The organism is Streptomyces sp. NPDC033180, assembly GCF_055577645.1.
Genome location: NZ_JBVIPU010000013.1, coordinates 1 through 15,511, shown reverse-complemented (window position 1 = coordinate 15,511; position 15,511 = coordinate 1). Strand labels below are relative to the sequence as shown.

Genomic DNA, 15,511 nt, shown 5'->3' with positions numbered 1-15,511 from the left:
TCCTCGCACCGACGCCTGGTGAAAAACACCGATGAGAATCGGCCGTCCGCTTCTGCGAAGGGATCCGAGGTCAAACGTCTGGGCCCCATCCTGAATCGGGTTAAATCCCGCAAAATGGCGACCGAATAACGCCTTGCAGGCAATATCGGGTGCGGTTAGACGAAACACTGCCTGAACACGTGTCGTATAAACTCCGCGAACGAGGCAGAGAGTTGGCGCTCGCGGTCCCCTGCCCCCGCCCCTCTGTCCCCGGAGCAGACAGCGACGTCCGCACCTGTCCTCGTTCCACCGTGCCTGTCGAATGAGAGAGGCGACCCACCATGCCGCTGCAAGTCCCCCCGGCTCCCGCGCCCGCCCTGCGCAGCGTCCTCGCGGCACTCGGTTCACCCACCGCCGTGCGCGAAGCCCGCACCCCGTCCCTGCGCGCCGCACAGGGACCCACAAGCCCCGAACTCCCTTTGCCTGTGCATGTACTTGACCGGATCGCCCCGTCGGGCGACTCACCGACCCGACTCGCGGGGTGGCGCTTCCTGATCCGCTCCGGCGAACGAGCCGTCGCCGCCGCGGACACGATGCTGACGCCCGACGGGTGGACCTTCTCGCACTTCTTCGAAGGTCCGTACATTGCGTCCACCGAGCGCGCCCTTCGCCATGCCGAAGCGATGCCCATGCCGTACCAGCCACGATTGTTGTCCGTACCCGAGCTTTACATGCTGACACTCTGGCTGCACGGCGACTGCACCGCGGACGGTGCGGGCGGCCACCTCGCGCCCTCCGATGTCCTCGTGCCCCTGGCGCCCGCGCCACCCGGCATCGCGGCGCACCGCCCGCACCGCGCCGAGGAGCTCCTCAAGGTCCTCACGCATCGCATGACCCCGGCGCCGCTGCTCGGCTCGCCCGCCTGACCTCGCCGTACGTTCCCGTGCCCCGCCGCCGTCTCGGCCGCGGGGCTCGGCGCGTCGTGTGCCCATATGGACTAGCCCGGTATGACCACGCCGAACCACCCGAAGAGACAGTGCAGTTGGGCTGAACCGTCCGGGCGGGTGATACGTCATTAAGCAGTAAGGAGCGCTGCCGCTAAATCCCTGCGGATTGACGCCCGTAGGGCAACACTGGGACCGACCGACTAAACGGGGGGCGGCCATGAACACCGCATCGAGCCGCAAGGCAGACGTCACAGCCATCACATCGCAGCGAAAGAACCCTTCCATGTGCCAGCACCAACCACCGTGCCCGACAGCCGACTCCGCCGACCGGGAAGCCGCGCTCCTCATGGCGAGCCACCCGGAACAGGGCTGGAGCCTGCTGTGCAACGGCGTCCTCCTGTTCGAGGACACCGGTGAGCTGCTGCCGGACGGTCAGATCATCGCCCCGCATCGACCGCTGGGCACGGACAAGATCATGACCGCCGCCTGACGCGACGGCCGCACGGCACGGACAACAAAGGGGCCGACCCGGAGAGACACAACTCCGGACCGGCCCCCACGCATGTTCGGGACCCCGATATCAGTCCTCGTACGCATCCAGCGGCGGGCAGGAGCAGACCAGGTTCCGGTCGCCGTACGCCTGGTCGACACGGCGCACCGGCGGCCAGTACTTGTCCGCGGCCACCACGCCGGCCGGGAAGACGGCCTCCTCGCGGCTGTACGCGTGCTCCCACTCACCACCGAGCGCGGCGGCGGTGTGCGGGGCGTTGCGCAGCGGGTTGTCCTCGGCGGGCCAGTCACCGCCGACCTTCTCGATCTCCGCGCGAATGCTGATCATGGCCTCGCAGAACCGGTCGATCTCGACCAGGTCCTCGCTCTCGGTCGGCTCGATCATCAGCGTCCCCGCGACCGGGAACGACATGGTCGGCGCGTGGAAGCCGTAGTCGATGAGCCGCTTGGCGATGTCGTCGACGCTGACACCGGTCGCCTTGCTGAGCGGCCGCAGATCGATGATGCACTCGTGCGCGACGAGCCCGCCGGGGCCGGTGTAGAGCACCGGGTAGTGCGGCTCGAGGCGCTTGGCGATGTAGTTCGCAGAGAGCACCGCGACCTGTGTGGCTCGCTTGAGGCCCTCGCCGCCCATGAGCCGTACGTACGCCCAGGAGATCGGCAGGATTCCGGCCGAGCCCCACGGCGCGGCGGAGATCGGACCGACGCCCGTCTCGGGGCCCGCGGCGGGCTGCAGCGGGTGGTTGGGCAGGAACGGCGCGAGGTGCTCACGCACACCGACCGGGCCGACGCCGGGGCCACCGCCGCCGTGCGGGATGCAGAAGGTCTTGTGCAGGTTCAGGTGCGAGACGTCGCCACCGAACTTGCCGGGCTGGGCGAGGCCCACCAGGGCGTTGAGGTTCGCCCCGTCGACGTAGACCTGGCCGCCCGCCTCGTGCACCTGGGCGCAGATGTCGGCGACGTGCTCCTCGAACACACCGTGCGTCGACGGGTACGTGATCATCAGCACCGACAGCTCGTCGCGGTGCTTCTCGATCTTGGCGCGCAGGTCCTCGACGTCGATCTCGCCGTCGTCGCTGGTCTTCACGACGACGACCTTCATGCCGGCCATCACGGCGCTCGCGGCGTTGGTGCCGTGCGCGGAGGACGGGATGAGGCAGACGGTGCGCTGCTCGTCGCCGTTGGCGCGGTGGTAGCCGCGCACGGCGAGCAGTCCGGCCAGCTCGCCCTGCGAACCGGCGTTGGGCTGCAGCGAGACCTTGTCGTAACCGGTGACCTCGGCGAGCCGCTCCTCCAGCTCACGGATGAGCGTCAGATAGCCCTGCGCCTGCTGGGCGGGCGCGAAGGGGTGCAGCTGCCCGAACTCGGGCCAGGTGACCGGCTCCATCTCCGTGGTCGCGTTGAGCTTCATGGTGCAGGAGCCCAGCGGGATCATGCCCCGGTCGAGCGCGTAGTCGCGGTCGGCCAGCTTGCGCAGGTAGCGCAGCATCGCGGTCTCGGAGCGGTACTGGTGGAAGACGGGGTGTGTCAGGTACTCGTCGTCACGCAGCAGACCGGCCGGGAGCGAGTCCGCGGTCTCCGCGTCGAGCGCCTCGACGTCGCCCTCGACACCGAACGCGGTCCAGATCGCGGTCAGTTGCTTGCGCGTGGTGGTCTCGTCGCAGGCCAGCGAGACGTGGTCGGCGTCGATCTGGTGGATGTTGACGCCACCCTCGCGGGCGGCGGCCACGAGCTCGTCGGCCCTGCCGGGCACCCGCACGGTCAGGGTGTCGAAGTACGCGCCGTGCACGACCTCGACCCCGCCCGCGGTGAGTCCTGCGGCGAGCACGGTCGCGTAGCGGTGGGTACGCCGTGCGATGGCCTTGAGACCCTCGGGCCCGTGGTAGACCGCGTACATTCCGGCCATCACGGCGAGCAGCACCTGAGCGGTACAGATGTTGCTGGTGGCCTTCTCGCGGCGGATGTGCTGCTCGCGGGTCTGCAGCGCGAGCCGGTAGGCCTTGTTGCCGTCCGCGTCCACGGAGACACCGACGAGCCGCCCCGGCAGGCTGCGCGCGAACTTCTCGCGCACCGCCATGTAACCGGCGTGCGGGCCGCCGAAGCCCATCGGGACGCCGAAGCGCTGCGTGGTGCCGACGGCGATGTCGGCGCCGAGCTCACCCGGCGAGGTGAGCAGCGTCAGGGCCAGCAGGTCGGCGGCGACGGAGACGACGGCACCGAGCTCGTGCGCCTGCTCGATGAGGGGCTTTATGTCGCGTACGGCACCGGAGGCGCCGGGGTACTGGATCAGCACGCCGACGACACCGCGCTCGGCGACGTCGGCCGGGATGCCCTCGCTCAGATCGGCGACGACGACCTCGACACCGGTCGGCTCGGCGCGGGTCCGAATGACGGCGATCGTCTGCGGCAGCGCGTCCGCGTCGACGAGGAAGACACCGTTCTTGACCTTGCCCATACGCCGCGACAGGGCCATGGCCTCGGCGGCGGCCGTCCCCTCGTCGAGCAGCGAGGCACCGGAGGTGGGCAGCCCCGTCAGCTCGGCGACGACGGTCTGGAAGTTCAGCAGCGCCTCGAGACGCCCCTGGGAGATCTCGGGCTGGTACGGCGTGTAGGCGGTGTACCACGCCGGGTTCTCCATGACGTTCCGCAGAATCACGGGCGGCGTGAAGGTCCCGTAGTAACCGAGCCCGATCATGGAATCGAGAACCTGGTTACGGTCCGCGAGCGAGCGCAGCTCGGCGAGGACCTCGGCCTCGGTACGCGCCCCGGGCAGGTTCAGCGTCTCGGTGTTCTTGATCACATCCGGCACGGCGGCCGCGGTCAGCTCGTCGAGCGAGCCGTATCCGACCTGCGCGAGCATCTTGGCCCGTGCTTCCACGTCGGGACCGATGTGCCGCTGCTCGAAGGGAATGCCCTGTTCGAGCTGGGAGAGCGGGATGCGAGGGGTGGCGGTCATTGCGGAGGCCTCCTGGTCTGACGCGACCTGCGAGGGGCACCACGGCACGGGTACCCGGACGGCCTCCCCCTCTGTCATCTCAACCTGAGAGTTTCACCGGTCCATGCCCCGCGAGAGGCGTCGCACCGGCTTTCACCGTCGGTGAGGAAGGGGTCCGAACGTGCCCGCCCGACGCCCGCCCTACTTTCCAGAGTGACCTCGTCCGTGCGGTACGGGGGCCTGAGAGATTCCGGGGAGGAGTTGCTCCTTCGGCGCCTCCGGTGTCTTGACCGGAGAGCTCTCCCGCACGGGGTCAGCAGCCAAGCGCCAGCCTACCAGCGAGGACCACGGCCGATCCCTCGAGTGGCCGCCTGCCCCGAAGTGCTCTTTCGTAGTGATGACGAACGAACGAGGATGAGTTACGCCCCACTTCGACATGCCTCGACCAGTTGGAGGGCCCGTGCAGACCGATATCGATCCGCGCAACCTGATCGGCCGGAAGGCGTTCGACCGGAACGGGGCCAAGATCGGCACGATCGACGAGGTCTATCTCGACGACGCCACCGGCGCCCCGGAGTGGGCGGCCATACGCACGGGTCTGTTCAGCCGGGACACGTTCGTCCCCCTGGAGCCCAGCGAACTCACCAGCGACGGCACCCTGCGCATCCCGTTCGAACGCTCCCTGATCAAGGACGCCCCGGACTTCGGCGTCGGCCGCCACCTCTCCCCCGAACAGGAACTGCAGCTCTACCACCACTACGGCCTGGACATCACACCACCCGAGTCGTCTCCACCCCCGGACCAGGACTTCGGCAAGATCGCCGGCAAGGGAGAATCCTGACGGCCGGCATCACCGCCGCTCCCGCTCCTCAGGAGACGCCACCAGGGGCAGCGGCTCCGCGGGTTCCAGGGCCGGATCATCCGTACGGAAGGTCCGCACCCGCCCCGGCGCCGACGACTCCGGCGTCTCGAAGCGCACCGTGACCCGCCCCAGGCCACTGCCCTGCACCCATCCGTGCCCGTACTCGGCATGCCGCACATCGTGCCCGGCGGCCCACCGCCGCTCGGCCGGCACGACCGGCTCCTCCACCGTCTCGCCCACGGGCTTCTCTGCGAGATCCTCGGCCCGCTCCGCCTCGGCCTCACGCTGCGTCTCCTGGACCTGCTCGGCCTCGGCCTCGGCCTGAGCCTGGGCTTGGGCCTGGGCGAAGAGGTCCTCCTGCGTGTAGTCCGCGAGCCCCGTGACCCCCACCCCGAGGAGCCGCACGCCTCCGGTGGTGTCCACGGACTCCAGGAGCCGCGCGGCGGCCTCCCGCACCACCCCGGGGTCGTCCGTCGGCCCACGCAGCGTCTCGGAGCGCGTCAGCGTCGAGAAATCGAACCGCCGCACCTTGATGACGATGGTCCGCCCCGAGTGCCCCGCGGCCCGCAGCCGCTCCACACACCGGTCGGCGAGCCGCGCGACCTCGCCCCTGACCCGTACCCGGTCATGGATGTCCACGTCATACGTGTCCTCGACGCTGACCGACTTGGATTCCCGCTCCGCCACCACGGGCCGCTCGTCCCGTGCGAGCGCCATCGCGTACAGCGCGCTCCCGTGCGACTTCCCGAGGAGCCGTACGAGCTCGTCCTCGCCGGCCTCCGCGATCTCCCCCACGGTCGTGATCCCGCCCCGCCGCAGATGGTCGCCGGTGGCCGGGCCCACACCGGGCAGGGTCCGGACCGGCATCGGCGCCAGGAGCTCCCGCTCGGTCCCGGGCACTATCAGCCGCAGGCCGTCCGGCTTGGCCTCCTCCGAGGCGATCTTCGCCAGCATCTTGGACGCGGCGAGCCCGACCGACCCCGCGAGCCCCGTCACCGCCTTGATGTCCGCGCGCAGCCGCTCGCCCACCACCAGCGCGGACGCCTGGTCGTCGGCCACCCCTCCCGCCTCCAGATCGACGAAGGCCTCATCCAGGCTGAGCGGCTCCACCAGCGGCGACAGCTCCCGCAGCAGCGTCATCACCTGGTCGCTGATCTCGCGATAGAGGCCGAAGCGCGGCACCAGATAGGCGGCGTTGGGAGCCAGCCGCCGCGCCTGCCCCATGGGCATCGCCGAGTGCACCCCGAACTTCCGCGCTTCGTACGAGGCCGTGGCCACCACGCCTCGCGGCCCGAGCCCGCCCACGACCACGGCTTTCCCGCGCAGACTCGGCTTCGCGGCCTGCTCGGCAGACGCGTAGAAGGCATCCATGTCGAGATGCAGAATCGTGGGCGCGGTTCTCACACCTCTGATGCTGCCCTACGCCACTGACAACGCCCCCGCACCCAAGGCGGCCGGCGACGGTCGTGGCCGCCTCACACGGCCCTGTTGCGCCGCCTGGCCAGCTCGTCGGCGGGGTTCTGCCGCACCAGCGTCTCGCCGGTGTCGATCCGCTCCCCGTGCAGCTGCGAAAGCGCGGCTTGCACGTCCCGCCACACGACACCCACCGCGATCCCGAAGACCCCCTGGCCACCCTGGAGCAGTTCGTGGACCTCGTCGGGCGACGTGCACTCGTAGACCGTCGCGCCGTCGCTCATGAGCGTCATCCGCTCCAGGTCCTGAAAACCGCGGTCCCGCAGGTGCTGGACCGTGGTCCGGATGTTCTGCAGGGACACGCCGGTGTCGAGGAACCGCTTCACGATCTTGAGAACGACGACGTCCCGGAAACTGTAGAGCCGCTGGGTCCCCGATCCACCCGCGGACCGCACACTGGGCTCCACCAGACCCGTACGGGCCCAGTAGTCGAGTTGTCGATACGTGATGCCGGCGGCCGCGCACGCGGTCGGCCCCCGGTAACCGATCTGTTCCTGTTCGGACTGTCCGGACGTGGCGTCCCCGCTCCCCTGAACCGCCATCGGCCTCTTCGGAGAGTGACCGGCCGCGCTGCTCTGAAGCGGATACGGCCCGCCCATCGCCGTACCGTCGCCGCTGCTTCTCACGCCGACCTCCGTCCTTGACCTGCCTTCACGACGGTAGGCAGTCGCCAGGGGCTCGTCAACGATCGCCACACTCGGCACGCCGAGTGATAATCACCCTAAGAGTGGTTTGCTGTGCCGCACCGCCGGGAAAGGCTAGCCGAATGGTCCGCCGATCCCTCGGGAACTGACGGCCTACTGGCTGTTGGTGCCGAAGTCCTCGGGCGAGATCTGGTCGAGGAACTCGCGGAACTTCTCCACCTCGTCCTCCTGCTCGTCCGGAATGGCGATGCCCGCGTCGTCGAGGACACCGTCGCTGCCGTAGATCGGCGTTCCGGTGCGCAGCGCGAGCGCTATGGCGTCGGAAGGCCGGGCGCTCACCTCGACTCCACTGGCGAAGACCAGTTCCGCGTAGAAGACCCCTTCTCGGAGGTCCGTGATGCGCACTTCGGTGAGCTCCTGACCCACCGCCTCCAGCACGTCCTTGAACAGGTCGTGGGTCAGCGGCCGTGCGGGCGCCATCCCCTGCTGTGCGAAGGCGATCGCGGTCGCCTCCCCTGGTCCGATCCAGATGGGGAGGTAGCGATCGCCTCCCACTTCACGCAGGAGCACGATCGGTTGGTTGGAGGGCATTTCCACCCGGACACCTACGACGTCGAGCTCGTTCACACAGCAACCCTAGGACGTGCCCGGCCGGTTTGGGTAGTCGGGCACCCTCCGAGTCAGGGCAACCGCACCCCGAGCGCGGTCTGCACCAGTGCAGAATGCAGCTTCCCGGTCAGCCCGGCGAGTTCCTTCGTACGGGCTTCCGCATGGGCTCTGGTCTGCGGATTGCGGTGCCGGCGCAGCGGAGCCACGACCTGGTCGACCAGGCCGGCCTCACGTTCGGCCGCCGACTTCATGGCGCGCAGATGCCTGGGTTCGATACCGAATCGCCCAAGTTCCACGACGAGCGCGGCGACCGTCACGGCCTCCGCGTCGTAACCACCCTCCGGCAAGGGCACGATGAGCCCGTACGTCTCCCAGTCGGCGAGCTGCTCCGCGTCGATCTCGGCGGCGGCAAGCAGCTCCGCACGGCCCACACGGGCGGCAGTGGGCTCCCCGGTGTCGCTCACGCCCCAGGCATCACCGGGCTCGCGCGGCTGCCCCAGAGAGGGCGTGGAGACCCGCTCACCGCGCTCCAAGGCGTCCAGGTGCTCCCGGATCACCTTGAGCGGCAGATAGTGGTCCCGCTGCATCCTCAGGACGTGACCGAGCCGCTCGACGTCCTGAGGACTGAACTTCCGGTAGCCCGAGGGCGTGCGCTCCGGCTCGATGAGCCCTTCCGACTCCAGGAAACGAATCTTGGAGATCGTGACCTCGGGAAACTCGTCACGCAGCGCGTTCAACACGGCGCCGATGCTCATCAGCCGACGGTCCTCGGCGGCGGTGCCGTTGCCGGCACCGCCCCTCGGTGTTTGAAGCATGGACCTTCCTGACAGATCAGATACCGATGCCCCGCTGGCTCGCGTAGAAGACCAGCCGGTACTTGCCGATCTGCACCTCGTCGCCGTTCGACAGCGCGACCGAGTCGATGCGCTCGCGATTGACGTACGTGCCGTTGAGGCTGCCCACATCGGCGACGGTGAAGGACCCGTCCCCGAGGCGACGGAACTCCACATGGCGGCGCGAGACGGTCACGTCGTCCAGGAAGATGTCGCTCTGCGGGTGGCGCCCCGCCGTGGTCAGCTCGCCGTCCAGGAGGAAGCGGCTGCCCGAGTTCGGCCCGCGGCGCACCACGAGGAGCGCGGAGCCGAGCGGCAGTGCGTCAACGGCGGCCTGGGCCTCCGGCGAGAGGGCGGGCGAGGCGGTCTGCCCCGTCACCTCCGCGTCGTAGGCCTCGAGGCCCGAGATGGAGATGGTCGAGGTCGTCTCGGACGGACGCTCCGGCGCGGCCCCGGCCCGCAGCGGCGCACCGCAGTTGGAGCAGAACCGGCTCGCGTCGGCGTTGCGGTTCCCGCACCTCGTACACACCAGGGCCATGGACGGATCCTCCTGCCGCGGCTGCCCCGCGGGGGCATTCGATGCGTACGGATCGGGGGTGAACCCTCCACCCGTACCTGAGGTCGACGGTTCTCCGAAACCTATGCGGCCCGGACCGGCAGGGTCAACAGACGACGCGCCCTGCGCGCCCGAAATGTCACCGCCTGGCCCACCGACCTGGTCACGGAACATCGGGCGCTCGGCGCCCTGGTCCTCGGCATCTCCATGGCGCGGGGCACGGTGCCGGGCGGTGGCGGGATTGCCACTGTCCTCACGTGCGCTCTTGCCGAACAACTTCGCAAACAACTTCACGGGCGATTCCCCTTGACCGAAACAGACCCGCCCGTGGGGCAGGACGAACCCTGATTGCACACACCGGCGTACATCGGCAGCACAGACATCCTCACAACGTCCGTATCCGCCAAACAGTTTCCACCACGCACCACGTTTACAGTGCGCCGACCCCCCGCAACCTCATGCCCTCGACCGGCGGCCCCCATGCGCCCCCGCCTCACTGGGACGACGACCGAGCGTAGTCAGGCCGCTTCGCCGCTCGCAAGGCGTCCACCACGATCTTCTCCGCTCGCGCCACGGTGACGGTGGCCTGCTCCTTCTCCAGAGTCTGCACCACCCCACCTGGGATGTTCAGCGCCGGCTCGAGGTCCTGCGGCTTGCCGATGACCTTGAACCGGTAGGGCTTGCCCACCGTGCGGCCGTCCACCCGGACACCACCACTGTCCGTATCCGACAGATAGGTGTTGGCCACTACGCGTACGTCATTGATCTGGATGGCCTCGGCCCCCGCGGCACGCAACTCCTGAATGGCGTCGAGCAGCATGTCCGCCTCGACCGACCCCTTCTTGTCATCGATGGTCAGCGTGATTCCAGGACCCTGCGCCGCCACGGTGCCCGCCAGAATGCCGAGTTGACGCTCCTTCTCGACAGTCTGCTTGCGGGCCTCCTCGGCTTGGTCCGAGCTGTTCTCCAGCCCGGTGCGCTGGTCCTCGAGACGCTGCTTCTCACCTTCCAGACGCTGTGTACGGTCATCCAGTTCATCGAGGATGCGTACGAGATCTTCCTGACGGGCGCCGCGGAGCGCGCTGCTGTCGTTGTTGGAGCGCACCTGGATGGCAAGACCGAGCCCCAGCACGAACAGCAGCAGGGCCACGATGAGTTGGGGGCGCGTGACGCGAGGCGGCCACAGCCCCTCCATCAGGCGCTGACGACCGCTGAGCGACGCCTGCTCGTCCCGCTGCTCGTCCTGCCGCTCGTCCTGCTCGGGCGCCGCGCTCCCCCCTGGCTCCCCGGACTCCGCGGGCACGCTGTGCACCTCCGCGGGCAGCTCCCTGCTCCGGTTCTCGCCCCCGGGCGTCTCGTCCGTACCCATCCGCCTCACGCCCTGAAGATGTGTCGGCGGATGGCGGCGGCGTTGGAGAAGATCCGGATGCCGAGCACCACCACGACACCCGTGGAGAGCTGAGCGCCTACGCCCAACTTGTCGCCCAGGAACACGATCAGCGCGGCCACGACCACGTTCGAGAGGAACGACACCACGAAGACCTTGTCGTCGAAGATGCCGTCGAGCATCGCGCGCAGGCCTCCGAACACCGCGTCGAGTGCCGCCACCACGGCGATCGGAAGGTACGGCTCGACCACCGCCGGAACCTCGGGCCGGACCAACAATCCGGCCACGACTCCCACGACGAGGCCCAGTACGGCGATCACGATGTGCCCTTTCCTGCCTTCGGCTCTGCTGTACGTACGGTCACACTCGGTGCTGCCGGCAGTCGGACGTCTTCCTGGACGGAAATGCTGGTCCGAACGCCGAAGTTCTCCTGCAGAGCATGCAGATACTGACCGTCGCGACTGTTCTGGAATCTGGTGCTCAAGCGTTGCCCGTCCCCTACGGCAAGGACCGTATACGGCGGCACCAGCGGCTTGTTGTCGACCAGTATGGCGTCACCCGCGGCCCTGATCGCCGACAGTGCGGTCAGCCGCTGATCGTTGATGGAGATGGCTTCCGCACCGGACTGCCACAGGCCGTTGACGACCCGTTGCATGTCGCGGTCGCGCACCCGTCCGGTGTCGGAGAATCCCGCGCTCTCGCGCGGCCCGCCTCCGCCCTGGTCGGCCTGCTTGGCATCGTCCACCACAAGCTTCACGCCGGGCCCGTGGGCCTTGGTGGCACCGGAGAGGAGGGACACCAACTCGCCCTGGCTGCCCCCGTGCTTCTTCAGCGCCTCGCGCTGTCGTTCGTCCACGTCGTCACGGAGTGTCTCGACGTCCTCTTCGAGGTCGTCGGCGTCCGAAGTGGCCGACTCGATCCGGTCGATGAGCTCCGCGCGCTCCTTGGCGACGACCGGAGCCGCTATCCGCGCCTGCGCGGCACCCACCGTCACCACCAGGGCCGCGAGCACGAGTCCGAGGGCGAGACCAAGCTTCGCCCGCAGCGGACGCGGCACTCCACCCGCGCCCTTCGCCTTCTTGCGAGCCGCCGCTTCGGCGTAGCCCTCGTCCAGGCTGTGGTCCATGACCGTGTTCAGCAGCGACATGGAGGCGTCCGGACGCCGAGGGCGCGAGGGGGCGCTCCGGTTGGGGGGCTGCTGCGGCATGCCGCACATCGTCGCACGTCGCGGGCGTTACCTCCGAATGGCCCCACCGGCGGGCCGGACGGCACCTCTCAGGGGTGCCGTCCGGCCCGTGTCGCCGGTCAGCGACCGGCGCTGTCCACCACGGCGGACCACTCGTCGAGCAATGCCTGAGCGGACGCGTCGTCGGGCCCCTCGGCCCACAGATGAGTGACGGCCTCCGCGGGGTCGGGCAGCACCAGGGCCCAGCGACCGTCGGACTCCACGACCCGCACGCCATCGGTGGTGTCCACCGAACGCTCCCCCGCCGCCTCCACCACGGTCCGCATCACAAGCCCCTTGACCGCCCAGGGCGTCGCGAGGTCCCGCCGCAGCACATGGGCGCGCGGGATACGCGCGTCGATCTGGCTCAGCGTGAGCTGCGTCCTCGCCACCAGACCGATGAGCCGCACAAAGGCGGCCGTACCGTCGAAGACGCTGCTGAACTCGGGAATGATGAACCCGGCGCGGCCGTCCCCACCGAAGATGGTCGACTCGTCACGCCCCACGCGCGTCAGATCGTCTGGTGACGTGGTCGTCCAGTCGACCTGCGTCCCGTGGTACGCGGCCACCTGCTCGCCGATGCGCGTCGTCGTGACCGGCAGCGCGACCCGACCGCTGCGGCGTTCCGCGGCGACCAGGTCGAGCATGACAAGAAGCGCCCGGTCGTCCTCGATGATCCGCCCCTTCTCGTCGACGAGCGAAAGCCGCTCACCCACCGGGTCGAACCGGACCCCGAAGTCGGCACGCGACGACGCCACGATCTCGCCCAGCCGCACAAGGCCCGACCTGCGCGCTTCGTAGGTCTCGGTCGGACGCGACTCGTCGAGCCCCGGGTTGATGGTCAGCGCGTCGACTCCCAGCCGCCCGAGGAGGCTCGGCAGCACGAGGCCGGCACTTCCGTTGGAGGCGTCGACGACGACCTTCAGATCCGACTCGGCCACGCCCGTGGTGTCGATGTTGCGCAGCAACGAACCTGTGTAGGAGTCGAAGACACTGGACGGGAAGTGCAGATCGCCGATCTCCCCGGGGAAGGCCCGCCGGTACTCCTGGCGCGCGTAGACGCGGTCCAGCTTCCGCTGGCTGCCCTGCGACAGGTCGGCCCCGCGCCCGTCGAAGAACATGATGTCGACGGAGTCCGGCACTCCCGGCGTCGTCCGGATCATGATCCCGCCGGCACTGCCCCGAGCCGTCTGCTGCCGCGCCACGGGCAGCGGCACGTTCTCCAGGTCCCGTACGTCGATGGCACTGGCCTGCAGCGCCGAGATCACCGCTCGCTTCAGCGCCCGCGCGCCACGTGAGTGGTCACGGGCCGTGGTGACGGTCGAGCCCTTCTTGAGGGTCGTGGCGTACGCCCCCGCGAGCCGCACCGCGAGCTCCGGCGTGATCTCCACGTTCAGGATCCCCGAGACGCCGCGCGCCCCGAAGAGGTGGGCCTGGCCTCGGGACTCCCAGATGACGGAGGTGTTGACGAACGCTCCGGCCTCGATCGTCTTGAACGGGTAGACCCGGACGTTGCCCTGGATAATCGATTCCTCACCGACGAGGCACTCATCGCCGATGACGGCACCGTCCTCGATGCGGGAGGCCCGCATGATGTCGGTGTTCCGCCCGATGACACAGCCCCGCAGGTTGCTGTGCTGGCCGATGTAGACGTTGTCGTGCACGACGGCCTTGTGCAGAAAGGCCCCTGTCTTGACGACGACGTTCGATCCCAGAACCGTGTGCTCACGGATCTCGGCGCCGGCCTCCACCTTGGCGTAGTCGCCGATATAGAGCGGACCGCGCAGCGTGGCGTCGGGGTGTACCTCGGCGCCTTCGGCGACCCACACCCCGGGCGAGATCTCGAAGCCGTCGAGCTCGACGTCGACCTTGCGCTCAAGGACGTCGGCCTGGGCCTTGACGTAGCTCTCGTGCGTGCCGACGTCCTCCCAGTAGCCCTCGGCGATGTAGCCGTAGATGGGCTTGCCTTCCTTCATCAGCTGAGGGAAGACATCGCCGGACCAGTCCACGGACACATCGGCGTCGACGTAGTCGAAGACCTCGGGCTCCATGACATAGATACCCGTGTTCACCGTGTCGGAGAAGACCTGCCCCCAGGTCGGCTTCTCCAGGAAGCGCTCGACCTTTCCTTCTTCGTCCACGATGGTGATGCCGAATTCCAGCGGATTGGGGACACGCGTCAGGCAGACGGTGACAAGCGCGCCCTTCTCCTTGTGGAAGTTGATCAGCTCAGTGAGATCGAAATCAGTCAGTGCATCACCGGAGATCACGAGGAACGCATCGTCCTTCAATGCTTCCTCGGCGTTCTTCACACTCCCGGCAGTGCCGAGTGGCTTCTCCTCATTGGCATAGGTGAGCTCCATCCCGAGCTCTTCACCATCGCCGAAGTAATTCTTGACCAGAGAGGCCAGGAATTGGACTGTCACTACGGTCTCGGTGAGCCCATGCCTCTTCAGCAGCCGCAGCACATGCTCCATGATGGGCCTATTGGCCACAGGCAGGAGCGGCTTGGGCATGCTCGAGGTCATAGGGCGAAGGCGTGTGCCTTCGCCTCCGGCCATTACGACGGCCTTCATGTCGGAAGCGTCCTCCTCGATAGGCGACGATCTAGCCGACTCAGCCCGCCAAAACTGGCCCGCGTATGCGACTTACGGGACCGTAAGCCTTACAGCTGCCGAACCGGCAAGCTCAATCGGCCGTGGCGTCTGCACGGACAAGTCGGCGGACCTGGACCACGTAGAGGATCCCTGCCCACCAGTACAGACTTGTACCCCATCCTGCGAACGCCCATCCGAAAATAGCAGCGAGAGTGCTGATCCAGCCACTTCCGTCGCTCAGGAGCAGTAGTGGAAAGGCGTACATCAGGTTGAAGGTGGCGGCCTTGCCCAGGAAGTTCACCTGGGGCGGCGGATAGCCGTGACGCCTGAGGATCCCGACCATCACCAGTAGGACCAGCTCACGCAGGAGCAGCACAGCGGTCAGCCACAGCGGAAGAATCTCCCGCCACGTGAGCCCGACCAATGTCGACAAAATATAGAGCCGGTCAGCAGCCGGGTCGAGCAGCCGCCCGAGGTTGCTGATCTGATTCCAGCGGCGGGCCAGCTTGCCGTCGAGATAGTCACTGATGCCGCTCAGCATCAGCACCAGCAGCGCCCAATGATCGCTCTTGGGTCCGCCGAACTCCGGCCTGAGGATCAACCACAGGAAGAGGGGTACGCCAACGAGGCGTGCCATGCTGAGGATGTTCGGGATGGTGAGGACTCGGTCCGTCTGGACGCGAGTCTCCTGGACCTCCACCCGGGGGCCTCCTGTGGGAAACGAGCCGATGATGCCCCCGACCTTACCGTCAGTTGTCGGCCGGCGGTGCAGAGGGGTGGCCGAGGACTAGAAAGACCCCGGAAAACAAAATAGCCGTGGTCCCTGAACAATAAGTCCAGGGACCACGGCTATAAAAGAAGTTCGGCGGCGTCCTACTCTCCCACAGGGTCCCCCCTGCAGTACCATCGGCGCTGTGAGGCTTAGCTTCCGGGTTCGGAATGTAACCGGGCGTT

14 protein-coding genes, 1 rRNA gene and 1 riboswitch are annotated in these 15,511 nt (G+C 68.2%); of the genes, 3 read left to right on the top strand and 12 right to left on the bottom strand.

Annotated elements, in window-relative coordinates; translation table 11 throughout:
* Positions 1–320: 320 nt before the first annotated feature.
* Complete coding sequence (locus tag ACZ5WE_RS28775; protein WP_467693253.1) at positions 321–905, top strand: hypothetical protein; 585 nt, start codon at positions 321–323, stop codon at positions 903–905.
* Between the two features lie 304 nt (positions 906–1,209).
* Positions 1,210–1,416 (top strand): DUF5999 family protein, encoded by a 207-nt coding sequence (locus ACZ5WE_RS28770; protein WP_361843540.1) that lies wholly within the window; start codon positions 1,210–1,212, stop codon positions 1,414–1,416.
* A gap of 90 nt (positions 1,417–1,506) precedes the next feature.
* Here the strand turns inward: ACZ5WE_RS28770 and gcvP are convergent, their stop codons facing one another.
* Complete coding sequence (gene gcvP, locus ACZ5WE_RS28765) at positions 1,507–4,392, bottom strand: aminomethyl-transferring glycine dehydrogenase (RefSeq protein WP_467693251.1); 2,886 nt, start codon at positions 4,390–4,392, stop codon at positions 1,507–1,509.
* 197 nt (positions 4,393–4,589) lie between these two features.
* Positions 4,590–4,687: riboswitch (glycine riboswitch) on the bottom strand.
* A 144-nt stretch (positions 4,688–4,831) separates the two neighbouring features.
* Here gcvP and ACZ5WE_RS28760 point away from each other — a divergent pair.
* The gene (locus tag ACZ5WE_RS28760) at positions 4,832–5,212 is read left to right on the top strand and encodes a PRC-barrel domain-containing protein (RefSeq protein WP_467693250.1); all 381 of its coding nucleotides are present in this window, start codon (positions 4,832–4,834) and stop codon (positions 5,210–5,212) included.
* 9 nt (positions 5,213–5,221) lie between these two features.
* On the opposite strand, the gene ACZ5WE_RS28755 is transcribed toward ACZ5WE_RS28760, so the two are convergent.
* From ACZ5WE_RS28755 to rrf, 11 genes are all read right to left on the bottom strand, one after another.
* Positions 5,222–6,637 carry a DNA polymerase IV gene (locus ACZ5WE_RS28755; RefSeq protein ID WP_467693249.1) on the bottom strand — a complete coding sequence of 472 codons (1,416 nt, stop codon included), beginning with the start codon at positions 6,635–6,637 and terminating at the stop codon, positions 5,222–5,224.
* Between the two features lie 71 nt (positions 6,638–6,708).
* On the bottom strand, positions 6,709–7,332 hold the full coding sequence (locus tag ACZ5WE_RS28750) for a MerR family transcriptional regulator (protein ID WP_467693247.1): 624 nt from the start codon (positions 7,330–7,332) through the stop codon (positions 6,709–6,711).
* A gap of 171 nt (positions 7,333–7,503) precedes the next feature.
* Complete coding sequence (locus ACZ5WE_RS28745) at positions 7,504–7,977, bottom strand: bifunctional nuclease family protein (RefSeq protein ID WP_006123076.1); 474 nt, start codon at positions 7,975–7,977, stop codon at positions 7,504–7,506.
* A gap of 53 nt (positions 7,978–8,030) precedes the next feature.
* Positions 8,031–8,774 (bottom strand): transcriptional regulator FtsR, encoded by a 744-nt coding sequence (gene ftsR, locus ACZ5WE_RS28740; RefSeq protein ID WP_467693244.1) that lies wholly within the window; start codon positions 8,772–8,774, stop codon positions 8,031–8,033.
* 16 nt (positions 8,775–8,790) lie between these two features.
* Entirely contained in the window at positions 8,791–9,642 is an 852-nt protein-coding gene (locus tag ACZ5WE_RS28735) for an FHA domain-containing protein (protein WP_467693242.1), read from the bottom strand.
* A 199-nt stretch (positions 9,643–9,841) separates the two neighbouring features.
* On the bottom strand, positions 9,842–10,717 hold the full coding sequence (locus tag ACZ5WE_RS28730; RefSeq protein ID WP_467693594.1) for a DUF881 domain-containing protein: 876 nt from the start codon (positions 10,715–10,717) through the stop codon (positions 9,842–9,844).
* A 5-nt stretch (positions 10,718–10,722) separates the two neighbouring features.
* Positions 10,723–11,055 carry a small basic family protein gene (locus tag ACZ5WE_RS28725; protein WP_030794354.1) on the bottom strand — a complete coding sequence of 111 codons (333 nt, stop codon included), beginning with the start codon at positions 11,053–11,055 and terminating at the stop codon, positions 10,723–10,725.
* Positions 11,052–11,951 carry a DUF881 domain-containing protein gene (locus ACZ5WE_RS28720; RefSeq protein WP_467693240.1) on the bottom strand — a complete coding sequence of 300 codons (900 nt, stop codon included), beginning with the start codon at positions 11,949–11,951 and terminating at the stop codon, positions 11,052–11,054. Before ACZ5WE_RS28720 ends, ACZ5WE_RS28725 begins: the two co-directional genes overlap by 4 nt.
* A gap of 89 nt (positions 11,952–12,040) precedes the next feature.
* Positions 12,041–14,536 carry a sugar phosphate nucleotidyltransferase gene (locus ACZ5WE_RS28715; RefSeq protein ID WP_467693238.1) on the bottom strand — a complete coding sequence of 832 codons (2,496 nt, stop codon included), beginning with the start codon at positions 14,534–14,536 and terminating at the stop codon, positions 12,041–12,043.
* A gap of 112 nt (positions 14,537–14,648) precedes the next feature.
* The gene (locus ACZ5WE_RS28710; RefSeq protein ID WP_367039729.1) at positions 14,649–15,257 is read right to left on the bottom strand and encodes a CDP-alcohol phosphatidyltransferase family protein; all 609 of its coding nucleotides are present in this window, start codon (positions 15,255–15,257) and stop codon (positions 14,649–14,651) included.
* A 160-nt stretch (positions 15,258–15,417) separates the two neighbouring features.
* Positions 15,418–15,511, bottom strand: a 5S ribosomal RNA gene (gene rrf / locus ACZ5WE_RS28705); the annotation flags it as partial.